The organism is Micromonospora sp. NPDC049114 (genome assembly GCF_040648635.1).
GTDB lineage: Bacteria > Actinomycetota > Actinomycetes > Mycobacteriales > Micromonosporaceae > Micromonospora.
Genome location: NZ_JBEZEA010000006.1, coordinates 177209 through 199241 on the forward strand (window position 1 = coordinate 177209; position 22033 = coordinate 199241).

Sequence of the window (22033 nt, forward strand, 5' to 3'; positions counted from 1 at the left end):
GCTCGCCGCGATGTCCACCGAACCCGCCCCCGACCGGTTCGCCGGCGACGGCTATCTCGAACGCGCCCAGCTCCTCGCCGAGCTGGGACGCCACGACGAGGCGGCTGGCGAGCTGACCGAAGGGCTCGCGCTGAAGCCCGCGGATTCGCAGGCCCTCACCATGCTGGCCCGGGTGCATCTCGTCGCCGACCGGCCGGCCGACGCGCTCGCCGCCGCCGACGCGGCAGTGGCCGCCGCACCGCAGGCCCTGCCGGCGCTCGTCGTCCGGGCCATGGCGCTTGTCGACCTGGGGCGCTACGCCGACGCGGCGGCCACCGCCGACCGGCTGCTGGCGCTCGGGCCGACCGACGCGTACGCCCAGCGCAGCGCGGCGGCGATCCTGGCCGACTCGCGCAACGGGCAGCCGGCGCTGAACGCGGCCTGGCGGGGGGTTGAGCTGGCCCCGCAGGAGGCGCAGGCGCACCTGGTGCTCAGCCTGGTCGCGGCCCGGCTGGAGCTGTTCGACCTGGCCGAGCGGGCCTACCGGGAGGCGCTCCGGCTCGATCCGCGCCTCAGCGAGGTCGAGCACGGCGTCGGTGTCCTGCACCTGGAGCAGCGTCGCTGGTCCGAGGCGTTGGCGCACGTGGCGGAAGCGGTGACGATGGGCCCGAGCCGGGTCGACTCCCCGCGGACCCTCGCGTACGGCCTGCACCGCCTGGTGCTCTACGGTGCGGGCTGGTCACTGGTCGCCGCGGTGGTGGTGGCGTTCGCGGCCTCGACGAGCGACGGGTTCTCCCGTGTGCTGGCGGTGCTCGCGGCCCTCACCGGCGGCGTCGTGGTCTGGCAGCTCGCGGCGCGGCTGCCGGGGCTCACCCGGACCGTCCTGCCGGCCATGCTGCATTCGGACCGCACGATGGCCCTGGCGATCTACGCGGTGGCCGCCGCGCCGGTGCTGCTGCTCGTGTACGCGGTGGTCGGCTCGCCGTGGCCGCTGGTGCTGGCGATCGTCGCCACCGCGATAGCCGAGTTCGCCGTCTTCACCAGAACAACCTTCCGCTGACCAGGCAACCCACCTTCGGCAACACCACAACAGCTCAACAAGCGTCGTTCAGCTCGCCCAGGTCAGGGTTTTCGCCGGAGCCCGCCCGCGTCGGGATCAAGCCTGACCGCCCAGAGCGGGCGGGCTCCGGCGAAAACCCAAAGGGCGACTAAACAGAACGTGCCCACGTCCAGGCGTACCCCTCGTCCTCGCAGGCGCGCGCCGCGTCGCACAGGTCGAGGGGCCGGAAGGTGTCCACCATGACTGCCAACTCGTCGAAGTAGTCCGCGCCGATGGAGCGTTCGGCGGCGCCCGGCTGAGGGCCGTGGGTGAAGCCGGACGGGTGCAGCGAGATGGAGCCCTGCTCGATGCCGGAGCCGCGTCGGGCCTCGTAGTTCCCGCCGGTGTAGAAGAGCATCTCGTCCGAGTCGACGTTGTGGTGGTTGTACGGCACCGGGATCGACTGCGGGTGGTAATCGACCTTGCGGGGCACGAACGAGCAGATGACGAAGTTGGGGCCCTGGAAGGTCTGGTGCACGGGCGGGGGCTGGTGGATGCGGCCGGTGATCGGCTCGAAGTCGTGGATGGAGAACGCCCACGGGTAGAGGTGCCCGTCCCAGCCGACCACGTCGAACGGGTGGTTGGCGTACACGTAGCGGGTCCAGCCACGACGGTGGCGGACCAGCACCTCGACCTCCTCGCCGTCGACGAGCAGCGGGGCGTCCGGGCCGCGGACGTCGCGCTCGCAGTACGGCGAGTGCTCCAGGAACTGGCCGCGGACGGAGAGGTAGCGCTTGGGTGGACCGATGTGCCCGGCCGCCTCGACGGTGAGCAGCCGGACGGGCTGGTCGCCGGTGGGCACCAGCCGGTGGATGGTCGAGGTGGGGATGACGACGTAGTCGCCGGCGACCGCGTCCAGCGCGCCGAACGGCGACTCGACCCGCAGGGTGCCCGCCTCGACGTAGAGGCAGTGGTCACCGGTGGCGTCGCGAAACAGCGGGGAGGGCCGGTCGGCGAGGACGTACCCGATGCGGACGTCGTCGTTGGCGAGCAGGTACTGCCGGCCGAGGATCGGGTCGGCGCCGCCCGCGTCGAGCTTGTGGGTGCGCAGGTGGCGCGGCTTGAGCGGCAGGTTCGGCGCACGGGTGAACGTCGGCGGGGTGAACTCGTCGGCGGCCAGGATCGCCGTGGGGGCGTGCCGGTGGTAGAGCAGGGACGAGTCGGAGGAGAAGCCCTCCTGGCCCATCAGCTCCTCGGCGTAGAGGCTGCCGTCGGGCTGGCGGAACTGGGTGTGGCGCTTGCGCGGCACCTCGCCGACGCTGCGGTAGTACGGCATCTCGCCTCCCGATATATCCCGTTCACCGGCCAGAGGCGTCCGATAATCGGACGCTGTTGTCCGTTCCTTGTAGCGTCCCGTACATTCTTGTTCCGTGTCAACGCAGGTGCCCGCGCTCCTTCACGGCCTGGTGGACGACGCCGCCGTCTTCCCTCCGGGCAGCGCCGCGCTGCCCGACGCCCTGGCCGCCCACCGCCGGCACCGCACCGCCCGGTACGCCGACCTGGTGGGCCCGCTGCTCATCCCCGCCTCGACAGTCGCGGCCGGTGAGCTGAGCGGTCTCGTCGACCCGGCCGAGGGCCTGGTGATCGGGCTGATCGGTGACACCGGTATCGGTCGTCTACCCTTCGCGCTCTCGTTCCTGGCACCCGACGGCGTTACCGCACGCCAGGTCGAGGTGGCCGTCGCCAAGCGGGGCGAGAACCCGCTGCCCGGCATCGCCGAGCTGCTGCGGCTGACCGAGGAACTGCCGGATGTCGACGCCGTCTACGCCGAGCTGCCGCTGACCTTCGGGCTGATGGGCGCCCTCGACGCGGTCGCCGCCGCCCGCGCCGACGGCGTGCCGATCGCCGCCAAGTTCCGCACCGGCGGGCTGGCCGCCGAACTGTTCCCCACGCCGGCCGAGCTGGCCGCCGTGATCTGCGCCTGCCGGGACCGGAACCTGCCGTTCAAGCTGACCGCCGGGCTGCACCAGGCCGTGCGACACCTCGACCCGGAGACCGGGTTCACCCACCACGGGTACGCCAACGTGCTGGCCGCGACGCTCGCCGCGGCCGACGGGGCGGGCGTGCGGGTGGTCGCCGAGCTGCTGACCGCGCTCGACCCGCGCCCGCTGCTCGAACGCGCCAACGAACGGCTGGACGCGCCGCGCCCACTCTGGGTCGGCTTCGGCTCGTGCAGCATCCTGGAACCACTTACCGATCTGATCCGGCTGGGGCTGGTGAACGGGGGGCACGACGCATGACCTGGGTGACCGGCGTTGACGGTTCGCCGTACGGGGTGACGAACCTGCCGTACGGGGTGTTCTCCGCAGGCGGGGACGAGCCGCGGATCGGCGTACGGATCGGGTCGTGGGTGTTCGACCTGGCCGGTGCCGAGACCGCCGAGCTGGTGCTGGCCGCTGGCGCGCTGTGCCGGCCCACCCTCAACGACTTCATGGCGTTGGGGCGTCCGCAGTGGACGGCGGTGCGTCAGCGGATCGTCGAGCTGCTGACCGACCCGGCGCACCGGTCGGCTGTGGAACCGCTGCTGGTGCCCCTGGCCGACGTGGAGCTGCTGCTTCCGTTCGAGGTGGCCGACTACGTCGACTTCTACTCCTCCGAGCACCACGCCTCGAACGTCGGGCAGATCTTCCGCCCCGGTCAGCCGCCGCTGCTGCCCAACTGGAAGCACCTGCCGATCGGCTACCACGGCCGCGCGGGCACCGTCGTCGTCTCCGGCACGCCCGTGGTCCGGCCCACCGGCCAGCGGGCGTCCGCCGAGGGTCCGGTCACCGGCCCGTCGGTACGCCTCGACATCGAGGCCGAGGTCGGTTTCGTGGTCGGTGTGCCCAGCCCGCTGGGGGCCCGGGTGTCCGTCGACGACTTCGCCGACCACGTCTTCGGAGTGGTGCTGGTCAACGACTGGTCGGCCCGCGACATCCAGGCTTGGGAGTACCAGCCGCTCGGCCCGTTCCTCGGCAAGTCCTTCGCCACCTCGGTTTCGGCCTGGGTGACGCCGTTGGACGCGCTGGCCGAGGCCTTCGTGCCGGCTCCGGAGCAGGACCCGCCGGTCGTCGACTACCTGCGCGACGTGCCGCACCTCGGGCTCGACCTGCGCCTGGCGGTCGAGTGGAACGGCGAACGGGTCAGCGAACCGCCGTTCGCCACCATGTACTGGACCCCGGCGCAGCAGTTGGCGCACCTCACCGTCAACGGCGCGTCCCTGCGAACCGGCGACCTGTACGCCTCGGGCACCGTCTCCGGTCCGGACCGTTCCCAGGTCGGCTCCTTCCTGGAACTGACGTGGGGCGGGGCCGAGCCCGCGAAGGTCGGCACCGAGAGCCGTACCTTCCTGGCCGACGGCGACACGGTCACCATCACCGCCACCGCGCCCGGCCCGGACGGCACCACCATCGCCCTCGGCGAGGTCACCGGAACGGTCCGCCCGGCCCGCTGAGTCGGCCCGTCCCGCGGGCCCGCGCCCGGCCCGCCTGCCACCTGGCTCGACCTCGGCTTCCTTTGCTCTGCTTCACCCCACGCAACACCTGGGACCGCTCGCTGTTGCGTCCGTTGAAGCAGAGCAAAGGGTCCGCCGGGTTCACCTCGGCCCGCGTCGGAGCCGCCTGAGCGCCTGCCCGTCGGGCCGTCTCATCGATGAGACTGGTGATCGCACCCGCTGTGCGATCACCAAGCCTGGTTACCCCGTTGGTCACGCGGACCACGTCGCCGTGCCACCCGTACCGCCGGAGCACGCCCGGCCGCGGGTGGTGGGGCATCCCGACGCACACGGAGGTAACGACGATGCACGATCTCACCGGAGCGCTCTGGCGCACCAGCAGCCGTTCCAACGACCAGGGGCTCTGCGTGGAGGTTGCGGACAACCTGGTCGACGTCCTCGGTCTGGTCGCTCTGCGCGACTCGAAGGACCAGGCCGGCCCCACGCTGGCCGTCAGCCCGCCGGGGTGGACAGCGTTCATCGGCGCGATCAGGGGTGGTCGCTTCGACCGCTGACCGGCACGCCGGGCATTCGTGCACGATCGGTGCCAGGCGACAGCCGGAACGGACAACGGGGCCTCCGGACGGTGAAAATTCCGTCCGGGGGCCTCGTCCGGCCCGCACCGCGCGTACCGTCGACGACACGGGAGGGCAGCATGTCGACGGTGGCGGTTACCGGGTTCATCGAGGCGCACGCTGTCGATGTCTGGCGGCTGCTGACCGACCTGCCCGGCCGGGCCACCCGCCTCAGCGCGACCGGCCCGGTCGAGGTGCTGACCCCGGGCCCGTTCGGACCGGGCACCGCCTGGCGCGAGGCGCGCGCCCAGCCGGGCGGCGGCACCCTCACCGAGGAGTTTCTGGTGGTGGAGGCGCTCGCGCCGCAGCGTCTGGTGCTCTGTTCCTCAGGTGCCGGCGCGGACTACCGGATCACCTGGAGCCTGCGGCCGGTCCGACGTCGCCGCCGCGCCCGCACGGCGGTCACCGTCACCCAGGAGGCCGTGCCCACCGATCCGTACGGCCGGGTGGTGGCGCTGCTGCTCGGTGGCCTCGCCGCCCGGGCGGTCGAGGTGGCGCTCCGGCGCGACCTCGCCGACCTGGCCGTCGCGGCCGGCACTCTCGGCTCGGTCGAGGCCGCCTGACCCATTCGCCCGCGCACCGCGTCCCGGACAACCTGGCCGGGGTCCGGTCGGTTGCGCTGGGTAGGGTGCCGGGCGGAGGTGCGGCATGGGGTTCCCGAGGGGCCGACGACGGCTCGTGCTGGCGGCGGTGGTGCTGCTCGCCGTGGCAGCCGTCGCGGTCATCGTCCACCGGGTGCTCGCGCCGGCCGAGGTGAGCACGCCGGCGCACGGCGCGTATCCGGCCGCGCCCCGGCCGGCCGCAGGTGTGGTCGGTCGGCTGCCGGTCGCCCCGTTGATCGTGGACGGCAGGCTGCGGGTGTACGCCGCACACCGCCAGGTCTACGCCGACCGCCCGGTCGACGGGCGGCACCGGACAACGCCGTACTGGTCGTACCGGCGCTGGCCGGCGGAGCTGACCGGGGTGGTGGCGAGCGGCAGCACAGTGATCAGTCGCTGGTCCGACGGCCGGCTCGTCGCGCTCGACGCGTCGACCGGGCGGGTGCGGTGGCGGGCCGACGGTCCGGTGCCCGCCGAGAACCCGGAGGTGATCCGGCGGACCGGGGCCGCGACGGTCTGGGACGCGCGCGGGCTCCTCCTCACCGACCTGGCGGACGGCCGGACGGTGCTGACGGTCACCGGTGACACGCAGGCCCGCGGGGTGGAGGTGGCCGGCGGTCGGGAACTGTGGCGAGCCGATCTGCCCGGCGCCTGCCGCAGCGACCTCGGCACCACGGCGACCGGGCAGGTGATCGGCCTGGACGCCTGCGCCGGGCCGGCCACTGTCGAGTTCCGGGATGCCGCGACGGGTGTGGTGGGCGAGCGTTGGCGACCGCCGGGCGGCCCGGATCGGCTGGTGGTCACTCCACTCGGTTGTCGTACCGGCCGGTCGGGTTGTCTGGGCCTGCGGACCGCAGGCCCCGGGGACGCCGGTGGCCGGGGCTGGCTGCTGGGCGGTGGCGGGCCGCTGGCCGCGCCCGCGCTGGACCCGGCCGGGGCCACGCTGGCCGGTGACCAGGCCATCGCCGTCGTCGACGGGGTGGCGGTGGGGCGGTCGGCGCGGACGGGCGCCGAGCTGTGGCGTTTCGCCGGCCTGGGACCGGCGCGGGTGCTCGCGGTGCAGCCCGGCCGGGCGCATCTGCTGACCGAGGCCAACGAGCTGGTGACACTCGACCCGGTGACCGGGGCGCTGCTCTCCCGTTACACGCTCAACGTGGGCTCGGACGGCACGGGCTGGGCGCCCGGGGCGGTCTGGGCCGAGGACGGCTACGTCGCGGTGGAACGGCTGCGCGAGCCGGTCGACCCGAACGGCGACGACCAGCGCTACTACCTGACCTCCGAGGCGGTGATCCTGGCCGCCACCTGATCGGGGCACCGGGTCATGAAACTTTCACCCACTCTGACCAGAAAAGGTACTTTTCTCACGGTTCAGGTTTCCGGTGAGAGGGGTCGGCGCATGGCCAGCAGGGCAGCCAGATGGTGGGTCGGCGGCGTGCTTGCCGCGACCGCGGGCCTCGTGATCACGGTGCCGCCGGCGCTCGTGTCGGATGGGACGTCGGCCAGCGCGTTCGCCGCCGTGCGGGTCGCGCCGTCGGACGACACGGGTGTCACCTTCGAGGTGGTGCCGGCTACGCCGACCGCCACCCCGACCACGCCGACCCCGACCCCGACCCCGACCCGGCACCCGCACCCTCCGACGCCCAGCCACGGTGGAGAGTTGCCGGTCACCGGCTCGGGTGGGTCGGTCCTGCTCCTCGCCGCGCTGGGCCTGACCCTGCTGGCCGTCGGTTGGCTTGCCGCACGCCGCCGCCGACCCAGCTGACGTTCCCCGGCGGATGTCAGCGTCCCGCCGGGACCCGCTCGTGGGGCGCGGCGGCGGGGGAGCGACGGGACCGGCGGGACCGACGCAGGAGCAGCGCGAGACCGGTGGCCAGCAGCAGTGCCGCGACTGTCGCCCCCAGCGTCCAGGGGGACAGCATGCGGGAGACGACGCTGCCCTTGCGGCCAACCTGACCCGGGTCGGGGAACCGGATCTGTGCGGTCAGATTCCGCTTCACCAGACCGCTCTCCAGGTGCACCTCGGCTTTCCAGGGGCCGTTCGGCAACTCGGCGGGAAACCGGGCGACGACCTGTCCGGTGCCACCCGGGGGCAGGGTGACGCCCTCCCCGACCGGGAACGGGCCGGCCCGGCTGCCGGCCGGTCCGTCGCTCAGGGTTATCGCGCCGGTCAGGTCGACGGCACGGCCGCCGGTGTTGGTGACCTGGACGGTCAGCGACGGCACGCCCTCGGGGCCACGGGCCGGCCGCAGGTCGCCGATCGCGAAGTCGGAGGCCGGTTCGCCACCGGGACCGACGTCGAGATACATCCGGACGCCGACCCGGTGGATCTGCTTGACCTCGCCGCTCGCCCGGGGTGTCGAGGTGGTGGACGCCCAGAGCACCCCGTACCGCTCGCCCCGGGAGGCGGGCGGTGGCACGGTGATGGTGGCCCGCACCCGGGCCTCGCCCCACGGTTCCAGCTCCACGGCGCTGCGGTCGATGGTGGTCCAGGACGTTAGCTCGTTTGCCGCGCGGCCCTCACCGAAGGTGAACGCCGAACCCTCCAGGGTCGCCGCTGCCGGGTACACGTCGACGTGGCGCGGCTCGCCGGTCCGGTTGACGATCAGCAGTTGCCGCTTGATTGTGGTGCCCGGCGGTAGGTGGTCGACGATGTAGCGCAGCGCCCGCGGGTCGTCGCGGCGGTCGGTCGGGGCCTCCAGCAACCGGATCCCGATGCTGCCCTCGTCCGATCCCGCAGCCGGCTCGGCCGCACCGGCCCGGGTCGATGGACCCGGACCGGCGAGGCAGAACAGGGCGAGCGCGACCGCGATGGTCGACCGCCCCCGGCGGTCACGCCACCGAATGTGTCACCGTGCCGGTGTAGACGCCCGCGATGCTGTCCAGCGGGACGTTGACCACCAGGGTGGGGTTCCAGGAGGCGGTGTTGCCGCCCGTGCCGCCGGAGTGGGTGAACGCGGTGAGCGGGGTGACGCTGTCCAGCGGCGCCGCGTCGCCAGCGGTGGCCTGTCCGGGCGTGAAGGTGCCGTCACCAGTGGTGGCGGTCGCCGGGCCGGACCAGTAGTCGATCTCGGACGGCAGGACCGTCTCGGGAGGAGAACCACCGCCGGTCTGGAAGACAGTCGCCGTCACCGAGGCGACCCAGGACGCGTCAGCGGCGCCTCGGGAATCGGTAACGGTCACCGTGCCGAGCGGGCCGGTGATGGTGCCGCCGGGTGCGCCGGTGCCCAGGTCGGCGGTGGCCGGCGCGTCGATGTCGAGGGTGCCGACGAGGACCTCGAAGGTGACCGTCGTGGTGTCGGTGGGCGCCGCGACGGCGGGTGCGGCGAGGAAGCCGACCATCGCGGCGGCGGCCGCTCCGGCGAGACAGATCTTGGCAGTACGCACTGTTCGTTACCCCGTTTTCTCGAAGTGAGCCGGCGCGGGTCCGCGCCACGCCGGCTACTTCGGAAGATAGGGCAAATAACACGCAAAACTGGACAAACCAGTCTTATGTCATCGGTTGGTCACACCGCGTCCGCTCAGGTGAGCGCCGCCTCCGCGGCGGCCAGGAACGCGTCGTTCTCGGCCGGAGTGCCGATGGTGACCCGCACGCCGTCCCCGGCGAACGGCCGGACGATCACCCCGCGCGCCTCGCACGCCTTGCCGAACGCCACGGCCTTCTCGCCCAGCGGCAGCCAGACGAAGTTGGCCTGGCTGGTCGGCACGTCCGGCACGAACTTGCGCAGCGCCTCGGTGACCCGGTCCCGCTCGGCGACGACAAGCGCGCAGCGGCGCTCCATCTCGCCGGCCTGGGTCAGCGCCGCGAGCGCGCCCGCCTGGGCGGCCGTGCTCGTCGAGAACGGCGTGACCACCTTGCGGATGGCCGCCGCCACCGCCGGCTGGGCGACCAGCCAGCCGATCCGGAGCCCGGCCAGGCCCCACGCCTTGGACAGGGTGCGCAGCACCGCCACGTTCGGCCGGTCGAGGTAGTCGAGACCGTCCGGCACCTCGGCGTCGGTGACGAACTCCCGGTACGCCTCGTCGATGACCACCAGCACGTCGTCCGGCACCGCGTCGAGGAACCGGTCCAGCTCGTCCCGGCGTACGGCAGTGCCGGTGGGGTTGTTCGGGTTGCAGACCAGGATCATCCGGGTCCGGTCGGTCACCGCCGCCGCCATGGCCGCCAGGTCGTGCCCGTGCCCGGCGTCGTTGGGCACCCGCATGCTCGTCGCGCCGCTGGTCGCCGCGATGATCGGGTACGCCTCGAACGACCGCCACGAGTAGAGGACCTCGTCGCCGGGCAGGCAGGTGGCCCGGACGAGGTGCTCGGCGAGCGCCACCGACCCGCAGCCGGTGGCGATCCGGTCCGCGTCCACGCCGTAGCGCTGCGCCAACGCGTCGCGCAGCGCGACAACGCCCATGTCCGGGTAACGGTGCGAGGCCATGACCGCCTCGGTGACCGCCTCGACCACACCGGGCAGCGGCCCGTACGGCACCTCGTTGCTGGCCAGCTTGATGGCCTCCGGCAGACCCAGTTCGCGCGCGAGGTCGGCAGGGCTGCGCCCCGGCACGTAGTTGGGCAGCGCGTCCAGGTCGGCGCGGGTCAGTCGCAGCGCGGGCTCGTGACGTCCGGAGTCGGTCATGGCGTGTCTCCCGAGGGCTGGGGGTGGTCGTCTGGGGCGGGGGAAGCGGCGGTGTCGGGGACCTCGACGACCACCGTCTGCGCGCGCTTGTCGTGCAGCGCCCGGCGCAGCGGGTGGTCGAAGAGCGGGGACAGGGAGTCGACAAGTTGCAGCAGCAGGCCGAGCCCGGCGCAGTACCAGAGCAGGGTGGGCAGGCCCAGTGTCGTCCAGCGGGTCAGCGCCCGACCGAAGCCCAACGGCTGGTCGGCGGCGATCGGGACCGCCTTGATCCGCATCAGCCGCTTGCCGATGGTCTGCCCGTTGGCCGCCATGGCGGGCACCTCGTACGCCAGCCACAGCGCGGTGGCGATCACCACGATCACCACCTGGAGGAGCCCGGTCTGCTCGCTGATCGGTGGCATCCCCTCGGTGGAGGTGTTGCCCTCCAGGCCGCGCCGGAACGCCTCCCGCCAGTACGGCATCAGCTCGTCCAGCCACCGCCAGACGAACCAGCCGTTGACCAGCACGTTCAGCGCGAACACGAGACCGAAGTCGATCAGCCGGGCGACGAGCCGGCGGCCGTAACCGGCCAACCTGAGCCCGTGCGGCCGGGGCTCGGGCGGTCGGCCGAGCCAGCCCGGCGGCACGCCCTGCGGCGTCCAGCCCGGGGGACCGCCCTGCGGCGTCCAGCCGGGAGGACCGGCCTGCGGTCCCCAGCCGGGCGGCACGCCCTGCGGCGTCCAGCCGGGTGGGCCGGCCTGCGGGCCCCCACCCGCGCCGACCGGACCGTGCCCCGGTTGCGAGGCCGGCCCGGAGTGCGGAGGCCAGCCCGGCGCGGTGCTCACCGGTTGGTCGGTGGCCGGAGCGGCAGGGGTGACCGGTGCGGGCGGCGGCTCGGCCGGCGGCGGCCCGTCCGGCGGGGTGGCGTCGACGGGAATGGGTGCGCCGAGCCAGCCCTCGCCGTCCCAGTACCGCCGGGTCTCGGTGTCGGCGGGGTCGACATACCAGCCGGGTTGCACGCTCACGCCGACGCTCCGCTGCTGTACCTGCTGGTTCGCTCGCTCACGAGGCAACCTTAACGACGATCGTTTCGGCGGCCTTGTCGTGGAGGCACTGCTGCCAGGGCTTGTCCCAGAGCTGCCAGAACCCGTCGAGGTAGCTGCCCCCGGGCACCAGGCCGGCGAGTTGCTGCACCAGGAACCGCTTGGCGGCGGTCCAGCGGTCGAGGGTGCGGGTCGGATCGAGCGGCACGACCCGCAACTTCATGGTCTTCTTGCCGAGGGTCTGGCCGGTCCGGAACATCATCTCGACGTAGTACACGTACGAGAGCACGAGCGAAGCGGCGAAGATCGCGAGTTCCAGCCACAGCAGGGGCAGCAGGAAGTCGTGGTAGAAGTCCGGCTCCACCATCGTGCCGTCCGCCTTGACCTGGAACACGTCGGGCGCGATGACGACGAAGAAGTAGATCATCGCGGGCACGGTGAACACCATGCCGATCACCATGAAGACCGCGTAGTCGATCAGGGTGGCCAGCAGCCGGTCGGTGAAGCTGGCGAGCGGCTGCCCACCGGGGCTCAGCGTCGGCGGCGGGGCCACCGGCCGGGGTGGGCCGGGATACCACGGCGGTGGGCCGTAGCCGGGCGGCGCGTACTGCGGTGGGATTGCGTACCCGGGTGGGGCGTGGTGCGGCGGCACGGCGTACCCCTGGGGGATCTGTCCGGGCGGCGGCGCGACGCCGCCGGCGGCGGGCGGGGGCCCACCGACCGGCGGCGTCGGGTACGGCGGAGGCTGCGTCACGCTCGACAGTGTTACAGGTTGCCGCGGGCTTCCTGCTCCCGCTCGATGGCCTGGAAGAGGGCCTTGAAGTTGCCCTTGCCGAAGCCCAGCGAGCCGTGCCGCTCGATCAGCTCGAAGAAGACGGTCGGGCGGTCCTGCACCGGCTTGGTGAAGATCTGCAGCAGGTAGCCGTCCTCGTCCCGGTCGACCAGGATCTTGCGGGCCTTCAGCTCCTCGATCGGCACCCGCACGTTGCCGATGCGGGCCCGCAGCTCCGGGTCCTCGTAGTACGAGTCCGGGGTGTCCAGGAACTCCACGCCGGCGGCGCGCATTGCGTCGACGCTGGCCACGATGTCGTTGGTGGCGACGGCGATGTGCTGGGCGCCGGGGCCCTGGTAGAACTCCAGGTACTCGTCGATCTGCGACTTCTTGCGGGCGATGGCCGGCTCGTTGAGCGGGAACTTCACCTTGCGGGTGCCGTTCGCGACGACCTTGCTCATCAGCGCCGAGTAGTCGGTGGCGATGTCGTCGCCGATGAACTCCGCCATGTTGGAGAAGCCCATCACCCGCTTGTAGAACTCGACCCACTCGTCCATCCGGCCCAGCTCCACGTTGCCGACCACGTGGTCGACGGCCTGGAAGAACCGCTTCGGCTGAATGCCGGCGTCGATCATCGGCTGCCGGTCGACGATCGGGCCGCGGGCCACGAAGCCGGGCAGGAACGGGCCGCGGTAGCGGGACCGGTCGACAAGGGTGTGCCGGGTGTCGCCGTACGCGGCGATGGCGGCCATCCGGACGGTGCCGTTCTCGTCGCTCACCTCATGGGGCTCGACGACGCCGGTGGCGCCCTGGGCGACGGCGTGCGCGTACGCGGCGTCGACGTCCGGCACCTCCAGCGCGATGTCGCTGATCCCGTCGCTGTGCTTCGCCACGTGCTCGGCGCCGTCGGCGTCCGGGCGCACCGCGCCGGTCAGCACGAACCGGGCCGAGCCGCTGGTCAGCACGTACTGGGCGTGGTCGCGGTAGCCCTGCTCCGGGCCCCGGTACGCCACGCAGGTCATGCCGAAGGCGGTGGAGTAGTAGTGCGCGGCCTGCTTGGCGTTGCCGACCAGGAAGTGCACGTGGTCGAGCCCACGGACGGGGAACGGGTCGTGGCTGATGTCGTGGTCGACAGCGCCGACGAGCCGGTCGACGTCGACGTCCTCGGTCGACTGGGGTCGGTCGATCGCCTGGGTCATGGTGGCCTCCCTCGCGTACCGGCCGGCCTCGTGGGCCGGTTCTTGACCGAAGGATCGCGGTGCGGGCATCGAGTGGGCAACTGTCGGTGTAAATGCTGGTCAGGTTGTGCATTCGGTATGGTCTGAACCCGTGAAGGGTGAGCAAGCTGTGCAGCTCGACGTCCTCGACGTGCGATTGGTCGAACTGCTCGCCGAGGAGCCGCGGATCGGGGTCCTGGAGTGCTCCCGGCGGCTCGGCGTGGCCCGGGGCACCGTGCAGGCCCGGCTGGACAAGCTTGTCGACAGGGGTGTCATCGGTGGCTTCGGCCCGGAGATCTCGCCTGCCGCGATCGGATTCGGGGTGACCAGCTTCGTCACGCTGGAGATCAGTCAACGGCAGGGGCACGACCCGGTCACCGCCCACCTCGCGGCGATCCCCGAGGTGCTGGAGGCGCACACCATCACCGGCTCCAGCGACCTGCTCTGCCGGATCGTGGCCCGCTCCAACACCGACCTGCAACGGGTCATCGACCAGATCGTCTCGTCGGCCGGCATCACCCGCGCGTCGACGATCATCGCGCTGGCCGAGCAGATCCCGTACCGCACGCTGCCGCTGGTGCGCAGCGCCGTCCGGGCCGAAGGAAGGGCTCCTTCCTGACGCCTCCGGCAGTGCAAGGCCCCCCGTTAACACCTTCGGCCCCAGAAAGCGCGGCGACACGGCGGCGCGGGCGTACGGAAGATCCGTGATCGTGGCTACGGTGTGCGGGTGGCGAAGGGGAGCGTGCGCGGCGGGCTGCTGGTCGGCCTCGCCGTGGTCGTCGCGCTCGCCGCCACCGGCGTGTGGAACCCGTTCCCCGGCCTGTGGGAGTGGGTGGACCGCAGCGAACCCATCTCCGAGCCGGACGTGGTCTGGCAGCAGCGGGTCGGCGGCACCCCGCGCAGCGTGACCATCGCCGGGGACGCCGTCGTGGTCGAGCAGCGCACCCGGGTGGAAGCCCGCAGCCTGGCCACCGGCGCCCAGCTCTGGGAACGCAAGGCGGACTGGTCGGCGGTCGCGGGCGGCGACTCCGACCCGGTCGTCGCCGTGGGCAAGCTCCTGGTCAAGGGGTACGAGCTGCTCGACCCGACCACCGGGGCGACCCGGCGACGCGACGACGACGCGGTGGCCGTGTGGACGTACCGCAACCTGCTGCTGGACGCCCGCTGCACGGACGCCACCGACTGCACCCTGAGCGCGTGGGACCCGCGGGGCACCGCCCCACTGTGGACTGCCTTCCTGCCCGGCGTGCACAGCGGCCTGCTCGCCGACAACCCGGGCCTGCGCGGCACCCGCCGGCTCGGCGCCACCCGCATCGACGACGGGGTGGCCGGGCCGGAGCCGGTGCCTCCGCTGCTCGGCTTCCCGGTCGACGGCCGGGTGCACGTCGTGGACACCGCCACCGGCCGGGTGCTGCAGAACGTCGAGCCGGGCCGGGACGAGCGGCTCTCCGTGGTGGGCGGCCGGATGTTGCGGATCGCCGCCCGCTCCCAGGACGGCACCTGCTACTTCACCATCTCGGCGCGGGACCCGGCGACGGGGCAGGAGGCGTGGCAGCGGGCCGGGGTCAACCTGCGCACCGCCGACACCGCCGGCTGCGTCCAGCGCGAGGACCCGCAGGGGGCGCGCAACGTGCTGATCGGCGTGGGCCCGGACGGCCGCGAGGCGGTCATCGACGGGTACGACGGGCGGCTTCTCTGGGTCGGTGAGGCGAGCACCAAGCTCGTCGCGGTCGACGACCGCTACGCGGTGTTCCGCTCCGCGGACAAGCGCTCGGTGGTGTCGCGTGACCTCGGCGCCGACCGGGTGCGGTGGACCCGTCCGGCAGGTGCCAAGTCCGGCGCGGCACTCACCCCGTACGCGGCGGTGCTCACCGACGAGAAGCCGTCGAGGTTGGTCGCCCTCGACCCGCGCAGCGGCCGGGAACTGGCGGTCCTGCGGACCTCCGCGAACGCTCTCGCCGTCGGATCGCAGGGAATGATCATCGGTGAGGGGCGGGAGATCGGGTACGTCCGCTTCGGCGCCACTGGAAGCGCCCCCGTCCCGCCTCCCGGCGACGGTGGCAACCCCGGCCCCGGCGGCACCGGCCCCGGCCGGGGCAACGACGGCAACGACGGCGACGACAACTGCGGGCCCAAGCGTGAACTGTGCCCCGATCCCGGCAGCGGCAAGGACGGCTGAGCGGGCACGACACCGGTGCGCCCAGCGCGCCGGGGCCCGGGGGATGAGAGCGGCGTCCCAGACCCAGCCCGGCGGGTGGGAATGATCGACCGGTCTGCCCTAGGCTTGCCGCTCATGAGCAGTGCCGCCGCATTCTCGTACGCCCCTCTGCTGCCGACCGGTCCCGACCAGACGGACTATCGCCTGGTCACCGACGAGGGCGTGGACGTCGTACACGGCCCGGGGGGCCGTCGTTTCCTCACCGTGGAGCCGGCCGCGCTCACCGCGCTGACCGCCGAGGCGATGCACGACATCGCGCACTTCCTGCGCCCGGCGCACCTGGCCCAGCTCCGGGCGATCATCGATGACCCGGCCGCGTCGCCGAACGACCGGTTCGTCGCGTTGGACCTGCTGCGCAACGCCAACATCGCCGCCGGCGGGGTGCTGCCGATGTGCCAGGACACCGGCACCGCGATCGTGATGGGCAAGCGTGGCCGGCACGTGCTGACCGACGGGGCCGACGCCGAAGCCATCTCGCGCGGTGTCTACCAGGCGTACACGAAGCTCAACCTGCGCTACTCCCAGCTCGCCCCGCTGACCATGTGGGACGAGCGGAACACCGGCAGCAACCTGCCGGCCCAGGTGGAGTTGTACGCCGAGGACCCGGACGGGCACCCCGACGCGTACAAGTTCCTGTTCATGGCCAAGGGCGGCGGCTCGGCCAACAAGTCGTACCTCTACCAGGAGACGAAGGCGCTGCTCAACCCGACGCGGATGATGCAGTTCCTGGAGGAGAAGCTGCGGCTGATCGGCACTGCCGCCTGCCCGCCGTACCACCTGGCCATCGTCATCGGCGGCACCTCCGCCGAATACGCGCTGAAGACCGCGAAGTACGCCTCCGCCAAGTATCTGGACGCGCTGCCGACGCAGGGTTCGATGAGCGCCCACGGCTTCCGGGACCTGGAGCTGGAGGCGGAGGTGCTGGAGCTGACCCGCAACTTCGGCATCGGCGCGCAGTTCGGCGGCCGGTACTTCTGCCACGACGTGCGGGTGGTCCGGCTGCCCCGGCACGGCGCCTCGTGCCCGGTGGCGATCGCCGTCTCCTGCTCGGCCGACCGGCAGGCCGTCGCCAAGATCACCCCGTCGGGCGTCTGGCTGGAGCGGCTGGAGACCGACCCGGCGCGGTTCCTGCCCGACGTCACCGACGACACCCTCGACTCCGAGATGGTCGTCCGGGTGGACCTGAACCGGCCGATGGACGAGATCCGCGCCGAGCTGTCCAAGTACCCGGTGAAGACCCGACTGTCGCTGTCCGGCCCGCTGGTGGTGGCCCGCGACATCGCCCACGCCAAGATCGCCGAGCGGCTGGACGCCGGCGAGCCGATGCCGCAGTACCTGCGTGACCACGCGGTCTACTACGCCGGCCCGGCGAAGACCCCCGAGGGGTACGCGTCCGGCTCGTTCGGCCCGACCACTGCCGGGCGGATGGACGCGTACGTGGAGAAGTTCCAGGCCGCCGGTGGTTCGCAGGTGATGCTGGCCAAGGGCAACCGGTCCGGTCAGGTGACCCGCTCCTGCCAGCAGCACGGCGGGTTCTACCTCGGCTCCATCGGCGGCCCCGCCGCCCGCCTCGCCCAGGACTGCATCAAGCACGTCGAGGTCCTCGAATACCCGGAGCTGGGCATGGAGGCGGTCTGGAAGATCGAGGTCGAGGACTTCCCCGCCTTCATCGTGGTCGACGACAAGGGCAACGACTTCTTCGCCGAGGTCACCAAGCCGGTGCTCACCGTCGGCCGCCGCTGACCGTTCCGTCACGCGAAGAGGCGCCAGGCTCGCACCTGGCGCCTCTTGCGTCGGTAGCACCTCCACCGACATCGGTACGCCCGCCCGCTGGGGGGTGGGAGGGGCGCACCGCCCCCGTCGGATGTCGTCACCGGCAACCTGGACAAGTCTGCGATGCGCCACGCTCGATTCGCTCTCAGATCACTATCACCGGGCGATGTCGGGCTGTGATCCCCGGACTACGCTGCTGGCTGGTGTGTCGTCGACACGGGGGAGCAGATGCGGTTCGGGATCCTGGGGCCTCTGCGCGTCGGCGGTGGCGAGTCCACAGTTACCGCCGGCCGGGACCGGGTCGTGCTCGCGATGCTGCTGCTCCGCGCCGGTCGGCTCGTGCCGGTCGAGGAACTGGTCGACGCGGTCTGGGAGGAGCATCCTCCGGCCACCGCCCGTGCCCAGTTGCAGACCTGCGTGTCGCGGTTGCGTCGCCGGTTCAGCGAGCTGGGGCTGGCCCCGGAAACCATAGTCACCGACCCGGCCGGGTACGGCGTGCGTACCGACCCCGCCGACCTGGACGCGCACCTGTTCACCCGGGGTGTCGAGGCGGCCCGTGCCGCCGTCGCGGCCGGTCGTCTGGTCGAAGCCCGTACGCACTTCCGGGCCGCCCTGGCCCGGTGGCGGGGGCCGGCCTGCAGCGGCATCACCAGCCGCAGCGTCCGTCGCCGGGCGCAGGCGCTCGACGAACAGCGGCTCACCGTGCTGGAGGAGTGCGTCGACGTCGAGCTGCGCCTCGGGCGGGCCGCCGAGTTGATCGAGGAGTTGACCGAGAGCGTCGATCAACATCCGCTGCGGGACCGGCTGCGGGGTCAGTTGATGCTCGCGCTCTCCTCGGTCGGTCGGCAGGCCGACGCGCTCGCGGTCTACCGGGAGGGCCGGCAGTTCTACGCCGACGAGCTGGGCCTCGAACCGGGCGCCGATCTGCAGGAGCTGCACCAACGCGTACTCGCCGGTGATCTGGCTCTGGCCGGTCGGGACGGCCGGTCGACGGGGCCGGTACGGTCGCTGCCCCGGGCGATCGGCGACTTCATCGGCCGGCGGGAGACGGTGGCCCGCCTGGTCAAGGAGATCGAGGAGGACGGTACCCGGATCCAGGTGATCGACGGCATGGCCGGCAGCGGCAAGACGACGCTCGCCGTGCACGTCGCCAGCGCCCTGGCCGAGCGGTACCCGGACGCTCAGCTCTTCATCGACCTGCACGGGCACAGTGAGCGTGACCCGTTGACACCGGCGACGGCCGCAGCCGCCCTGCTGCGTCAGCTCGGCGTGCCGACCAGGTGGATACCGGAGGACACCGACGACCGACTGGCGCTGTGGCGTACGGAGCTGGCCGGCCTGCGCGCCCTGGTGGTGCTGGACAATGCGTTCGCCGCCGACCAGGTCGCGCCGTTGCTACCCAACGGTCCGCACTGCCAGGTGCTGATCACCAGCCGTCGTCGACTGGTCGGGCTCGACGAGGGTCGCCCGTCGTCGCTGGCGGTGCTCGACGCCGACGAGGCCGTGGAACTGCTCGGGCGGGTGGTCGGCGCGGAGCGGGTCGCCGCCGAACCGGAGGCGGCAGCCGAGGTGGTGCGGCGCTGCGGCCACCTGCCGCTCGCGATCCGGCTGGCCGGCGCCCGCCTGGCGCACCGGCCCCGCTGGCGCGTCGCCGACCTTGCCGAACGGATGCTCGCCGGAGCGGGAGCGCTGCCCGAACTGACCGCGGGGCAGCGGTCGGTGGGGCGGGCGTTCGCGTTGTCGTACGAGCAGATCACTCCCGCGGCGCAGCGGCTGTTCCCACTGCTCGGTCTCCACCCCGGCGGGTGGCTGGACGGTCGGGTGGCCGCAGCCCTCGCCGAGCTGCCCCTGACCGACGCGCAGGACCTGCTGGACGAGCTGGTCGACGCCCATCTGGTCGAGGAGGTGCAGCCGGACCGCTACCGCCTGCACGACCTGCTCCGCGAGTACGCCCGCCTGCTGCTCGGCGAGCCGGAGCGGCAGGCCGAGCGTCGGGCCGCCCTGGCGCGGCTGCTCGACCACCACCTGGCTGTCACCCTGGCGATCGCCCGGACCATCGAGGCGGCGGGCAGCCGCCGCACCATCCCCGCGCACACGCCCGGTCGACCCGATCTGATCGACGCCCCGGTGGCGCAGGGGCCGGCGTGGTTCGAGGAGAACCACGCCGCGCTCACCGCGCTGGTACGCCTGGCTGCCGAGGAGGGCTTCGGAGTTCGGTGCTGGCAGCTGGCCCGAGCCTGCTGGCGACTCAACTTCGACGGCGGGCACCTCGACGAGCTGATCGAGACCCACACGACTGGCCTACGAGCCGCCGAGGAACTGGGCGACGAGGCGGCGGTGGCCACGATGTTGAACTACCTTGCGTCGGCGTACTTCCGGCTTGCCCGCTTCCCCGAGGCGATCAGAGCGATGGACGTGGCACTCGAACTGCGTCGCCGGCTCGGGCTGCGCGGCGAAGTGCTCACCACGCTGTGGAACCTGGCCGTGTCGTATTCCGCGAACGGCGACTTCCGGCAGGGCAAGGCGAAGTTCGAGGAGGCTCTCGAACTCATCGCCGGCCGGGGCGACGCGAACGAACTGGCGAACCTGCTGAACAACCTGTGCCTGGGACTCATCGCCTGGGGTCGGTACGACGAGGCGCTGCCCCTGGTCCGGCAGCACCTCGTCCTGGCCCGTCAGACGGTGGACCTGGACCTGCCGCAGATCGCACACGCGCTCGGGCACCTCGGCATCGTCCGTCATCGGATGGGTGACGTCGGTCCGGCTCGTCGGATTCTTCGACTCGCGCTGCATTTCCGGCGCAGGGTGCGGAATCGGTTCGGCCAGGGTGAGGTGCTCAACGAGCTGGGCGTGATGGAGCGCAACGCCGGAGAGCCGGAACGCGCCGCGGCCCTGCACCGGGACGCGTTGGTGGCGATGATGGAGGCCGGCGACCGGATCGGCCAGTGCGCCTCGCGCAACCTGCTGGCCGTGGCCATGCTGGCGCAGGGAGATGCCGCCAGCGCGCTCGACCTGCACCGCCGGGTACTCGTCGACGCCGGCCGGCTGGGCGCCCGCTACGAGCAGGCCCGGGCGCTTCAGGGCATCGCCCGGTGCGTACGCGACACCGACCCGGCGGCGGCCCGTGCGCACCTGACCCGAGCACTGTCCCTGTACCGGCAGATCGACGTGCCAGACCGGCACGAGGTGGAACGGCTGCTCGCCGAGTTGGGCTGACGGATCATCTGCGGGTCGGCCACGGGCGCGGCAGGATGGTACGCGTGACGACTCCAGAGACGACCGGTTACCGGATCGAACGTGACTCGATGGGCGAGGTGGAGGTGCCCGCCGAGGCGCTGTGGCGGGCGCAGACCCAGCGCGCGGTGCAGAACTTCCCGATCTCCGGGCGGGGCATCGAACCGGCCCAGATCAAGGCCCTGGCCCAGATCAAGGGTGCCGCGGCCGAGGTCAACGGCGAGTTGGGCGTGATCGACGCCAACGTGGCCGCCGCGATCGCCGCCGCCGCCGCGCACGTCGCCGACGGCGGGTACGACGACCAGTTCCCGGTCGACGTGTTCCAGACCGGTTCCGGAACGTCGTCCAACATGAACGCCAACGAGGTGATCGCCACCCTGGCGAGCCGTGAACTGGGCTCGGCCGTGCACCCGAACGACCACGTCAACGCCTCCCAGTCCAGCAACGACGTGTTCCCGTCCTCGATCCACCTGGCGGCCACCCAGTTCATCGCGGAGGATCTGCTGCCGTCGCTGACCCATCTCGCCGAGGCGCTGGAGGGCAAGGCGGCCGAGTTCGAGACGGTGGTGAAGGCGGGGCGTACGCACCTGATGGACGCCACCCCGGTCACCCTCGGGCAGGAGTTCGGCGGGTACGCCGCCCAGGTCCGCTACGGCATCGAGCGGTTGGAGGGGTCGCTGCCCCGGCTGGCCGAGCTGCCGTTGGGCGGCACGGCCGTGGGCACCGGGATCAACACGCCACTCGGCTTCGCCGCCGCCGTGATCGGCAAGCTGCGTGAGTCGACCGGGCTGCCGCTGTCCGAGGCCCGCAACCACTTCGAGGCGCAGGGCGCCCGCGACGCGCTGGTGGAGACCTCGGGGCAGTTGCGGACCATCGCCGTGGGCCTCTACAAGGTCGCGAACGACATTCGCTGGATGGGCTCGGGCCCCCGGGCCGGCCTGCGCGAGCTGCGCATCCCCGACCTCCAGCCCGGCTCGTCGATCATGCCGGGCAAGGTCAACCCGGTGGTGGCCGAGGCGATGCGGCAGGTCTGCGCCCAGGTGATCGGCAACGACGCGACTGTCGGTTTCGCCGGGTCACAGGGCGACTTCGAGCTGAACGTCATGCTGCCGGTGATGGGCCGCAACCTGCTGGAGTCGATCCGGCTGCTGGCCGCGGCGAGTCGGCTGTTCGCCGACCGCCTGGTGGCCGGCCTGGTCGCGGACGCCGAGGTCTGCCTGGCGTACGCCGAGGGGTCGCCGTCGATCGTCACCCCGCTGAACCGCTACCTCGGGTACGACGAGGCCGCCTCGATCGCCAAGGAGGCGCTGGCCAAGCAGGCGTCCATCCGGGAGGTCGTGATCGCCCGAGGTCACGTCGACTCGGGCAAGCTCACCGAGACCCAGCTCGACGAGGTGCTCGACCTGCTCCGGATGACCCACCCCTGACCAGCGCCGCCCTCTGCTCACGCC

Annotated in this window: 19 protein-coding genes; 12 read left to right on the forward strand and 7 right to left on the reverse strand. The window is 72.4% G+C overall.

Translation table 11 applies throughout. The annotated features are described in order from the left end of the window. The first annotated feature begins 10 nt into the window (after nt 1–10). Nucleotides 11–1039: a tetratricopeptide repeat protein gene (locus tag AB0B39_RS19375; RefSeq protein WP_357574972.1), complete on the forward strand. Its 1029-nt coding sequence runs from the start codon at nt 11–13 to the stop codon at nt 1037–1039. Between the two features lie 148 nt (nt 1040–1187). On the opposite strand, the gene AB0B39_RS19380 is transcribed toward AB0B39_RS19375, so the two are convergent. Next, nucleotides 1188–2354, reverse strand: a complete 1167-nt coding sequence (locus AB0B39_RS19380; RefSeq protein WP_234583396.1) for a homogentisate 1,2-dioxygenase domain-containing protein — start codon at nt 2352–2354, stop codon at nt 1188–1190. Nucleotides 2355–2448: 94 nt separating this feature from the next. Here AB0B39_RS19380 and AB0B39_RS19385 point away from each other — a divergent pair, with 94 nt between their 5' ends. From AB0B39_RS19385 to AB0B39_RS19410, 6 genes are all read left to right on the forward strand, one after another. Then, nucleotides 2449–3318 carry a hypothetical protein gene (locus AB0B39_RS19385; RefSeq protein ID WP_357574973.1) on the forward strand — a complete coding sequence of 290 codons (870 nt, stop codon included), beginning with the start codon at nt 2449–2451 and terminating at the stop codon, nt 3316–3318. After that, on the forward strand, nt 3315–4511 hold the full coding sequence (gene fahA / locus AB0B39_RS19390) for a fumarylacetoacetase (RefSeq protein WP_357574974.1): 1197 nt from the start codon (nt 3315–3317) through the stop codon (nt 4509–4511). The genes AB0B39_RS19385 and fahA overlap by 4 nt, the downstream gene beginning before the upstream one ends. Before the next feature lie 344 nt (nt 4512–4855). After that, a complete protein-coding gene (locus AB0B39_RS19395; RefSeq protein WP_007466013.1) occupies nt 4856–5065 on the forward strand; it encodes a DUF397 domain-containing protein in 210 nt (69 codons plus the stop codon). Nucleotides 5066–5205: 140 nt separating this feature from the next. After that, complete coding sequence (locus AB0B39_RS19400; protein WP_357574975.1) at nt 5206–5688, forward strand: SRPBCC family protein; 483 nt, start codon at nt 5206–5208, stop codon at nt 5686–5688. A gap of 85 nt (nt 5689–5773) precedes the next feature. After that, entirely contained in the window at nt 5774–7030 is a 1257-nt protein-coding gene (locus AB0B39_RS19405) for a PQQ-binding-like beta-propeller repeat protein (RefSeq protein WP_357574976.1), read from the forward strand. Between the two features lie 90 nt (nt 7031–7120). Further along, the gene (locus tag AB0B39_RS19410) at nt 7121–7486 is read left to right on the forward strand and encodes an LPXTG cell wall anchor domain-containing protein (protein ID WP_357574977.1); all 366 of its coding nucleotides are present in this window, start codon (nt 7121–7123) and stop codon (nt 7484–7486) included. 16 nt (nt 7487–7502) lie between these two features. Here AB0B39_RS19410 and AB0B39_RS19415 read toward each other — a convergent pair whose 3' ends face one another. From AB0B39_RS19415 to hppD, 6 genes are all read right to left on the reverse strand, one after another. After that, the gene (locus tag AB0B39_RS19415; RefSeq protein ID WP_357498247.1) at nt 7503–8426 is read right to left on the reverse strand and encodes a hypothetical protein; all 924 of its coding nucleotides are present in this window, start codon (nt 8424–8426) and stop codon (nt 7503–7505) included. A 127-nt stretch (nt 8427–8553) separates the two neighbouring features. Further along, nucleotides 8554–9108 carry a hypothetical protein gene (locus AB0B39_RS19420; RefSeq protein ID WP_234583389.1) on the reverse strand — a complete coding sequence of 185 codons (555 nt, stop codon included), beginning with the start codon at nt 9106–9108 and terminating at the stop codon, nt 8554–8556. A gap of 134 nt (nt 9109–9242) precedes the next feature. Beyond that, nucleotides 9243–10346: a histidinol-phosphate transaminase gene (hisC, locus tag AB0B39_RS19425; RefSeq protein WP_357574978.1), complete on the reverse strand. Its 1104-nt coding sequence runs from the start codon at nt 10344–10346 to the stop codon at nt 9243–9245. After that, nucleotides 10343–11350, reverse strand: coding sequence for an RDD family protein (locus AB0B39_RS19430; protein ID WP_357574979.1), 1008 nt, complete (start codon nt 11348–11350; stop codon nt 10343–10345). The genes hisC and AB0B39_RS19430 overlap by 4 nt, the downstream gene beginning before the upstream one ends. Before the next feature lie 37 nt (nt 11351–11387). Beyond that, nucleotides 11388–12122 (reverse strand): RDD family protein, encoded by a 735-nt coding sequence (locus AB0B39_RS19435; protein ID WP_357498253.1) that lies wholly within the window; start codon nt 12120–12122, stop codon nt 11388–11390. 11 nt (nt 12123–12133) lie between these two features. Continuing rightward, complete coding sequence (gene hppD, locus AB0B39_RS19440; RefSeq protein WP_234583385.1) at nt 12134–13339, reverse strand: 4-hydroxyphenylpyruvate dioxygenase; 1206 nt, start codon at nt 13337–13339, stop codon at nt 12134–12136. Nucleotides 13340–13469: 130 nt separating this feature from the next. Between hppD and AB0B39_RS19445 the strand changes: the two genes are divergently transcribed. The 5 genes from AB0B39_RS19445 to AB0B39_RS19465 all read left to right on the forward strand — a co-directional run bounded on the left by AB0B39_RS19445 (nt 13470) and on the right by AB0B39_RS19465 (nt 22009). Next, on the forward strand, nt 13470–13976 hold the full coding sequence (locus AB0B39_RS19445) for an Lrp/AsnC family transcriptional regulator (RefSeq protein WP_234583384.1): 507 nt from the start codon (nt 13470–13472) through the stop codon (nt 13974–13976). Nucleotides 13977–14111: 135 nt separating this feature from the next. Next, nucleotides 14112–15536, forward strand: a complete 1425-nt coding sequence (locus AB0B39_RS19450) for a PQQ-binding-like beta-propeller repeat protein (RefSeq protein WP_357498268.1) — start codon at nt 14112–14114, stop codon at nt 15534–15536. A 114-nt stretch (nt 15537–15650) separates the two neighbouring features. Beyond that, nucleotides 15651–17318 (forward strand): fumarate hydratase, encoded by a 1668-nt coding sequence (locus AB0B39_RS19455; protein ID WP_234583383.1) that lies wholly within the window; start codon nt 15651–15653, stop codon nt 17316–17318. A gap of 258 nt (nt 17319–17576) precedes the next feature. Next, on the forward strand, nt 17577–20564 hold the full coding sequence (locus AB0B39_RS19460; RefSeq protein WP_357574980.1) for a BTAD domain-containing putative transcriptional regulator: 2988 nt from the start codon (nt 17577–17579) through the stop codon (nt 20562–20564). A gap of 35 nt (nt 20565–20599) precedes the next feature. Next, entirely contained in the window at nt 20600–22009 is a 1410-nt protein-coding gene (locus AB0B39_RS19465; RefSeq protein ID WP_234583381.1) for a class II fumarate hydratase, read from the forward strand. Nucleotides 22010–22033: the final 24 nt, after the last annotated feature.

Coding starts and splice junctions, on each gene's coding strand:
- AB0B39_RS19375 (WP_357574972.1), top strand. CDS start 11: ATGTCCACCGAACCCGCCCCCGACCGGTTCGCCGGCGACGGCTATCTC.
- AB0B39_RS19380 (WP_234583396.1), bottom strand. CDS start 2,354: ATGCCGTACTACCGCAGCGTCGGCGAGGTGCCGCGCAAGCGCCACACC.
- fahA (WP_357574974.1), top strand. CDS start 3,315: ATGACCTGGGTGACCGGCGTTGACGGTTCGCCGTACGGGGTGACGAAC.
- AB0B39_RS19395 (WP_007466013.1), top strand. CDS start 4,856: ATGCACGATCTCACCGGAGCGCTCTGGCGCACCAGCAGCCGTTCCAAC.
- AB0B39_RS19400 (WP_357574975.1), top strand. CDS start 5,206: ATGTCGACGGTGGCGGTTACCGGGTTCATCGAGGCGCACGCTGTCGAT.
- AB0B39_RS19405 (WP_357574976.1), top strand. CDS start 5,774: ATGGGGTTCCCGAGGGGCCGACGACGGCTCGTGCTGGCGGCGGTGGTG.
- AB0B39_RS19410 (WP_357574977.1), top strand. CDS start 7,121: ATGGCCAGCAGGGCAGCCAGATGGTGGGTCGGCGGCGTGCTTGCCGCG.
- hisC (WP_357574978.1), bottom strand. CDS start 10,346: ATGACCGACTCCGGACGTCACGAGCCCGCGCTGCGACTGACCCGCGCC.
- hppD (WP_234583385.1), bottom strand. CDS start 13,339: ATGACCCAGGCGATCGACCGACCCCAGTCGACCGAGGACGTCGACGTC.
- AB0B39_RS19455 (WP_234583383.1), top strand. CDS start 15,651: ATGAGCAGTGCCGCCGCATTCTCGTACGCCCCTCTGCTGCCGACCGGT.
- AB0B39_RS19460 (WP_357574980.1), top strand. CDS start 17,577: ATGCGGTTCGGGATCCTGGGGCCTCTGCGCGTCGGCGGTGGCGAGTCC.
- AB0B39_RS19465 (WP_234583381.1), top strand. CDS start 20,600: ATGGTACGCGTGACGACTCCAGAGACGACCGGTTACCGGATCGAACGT.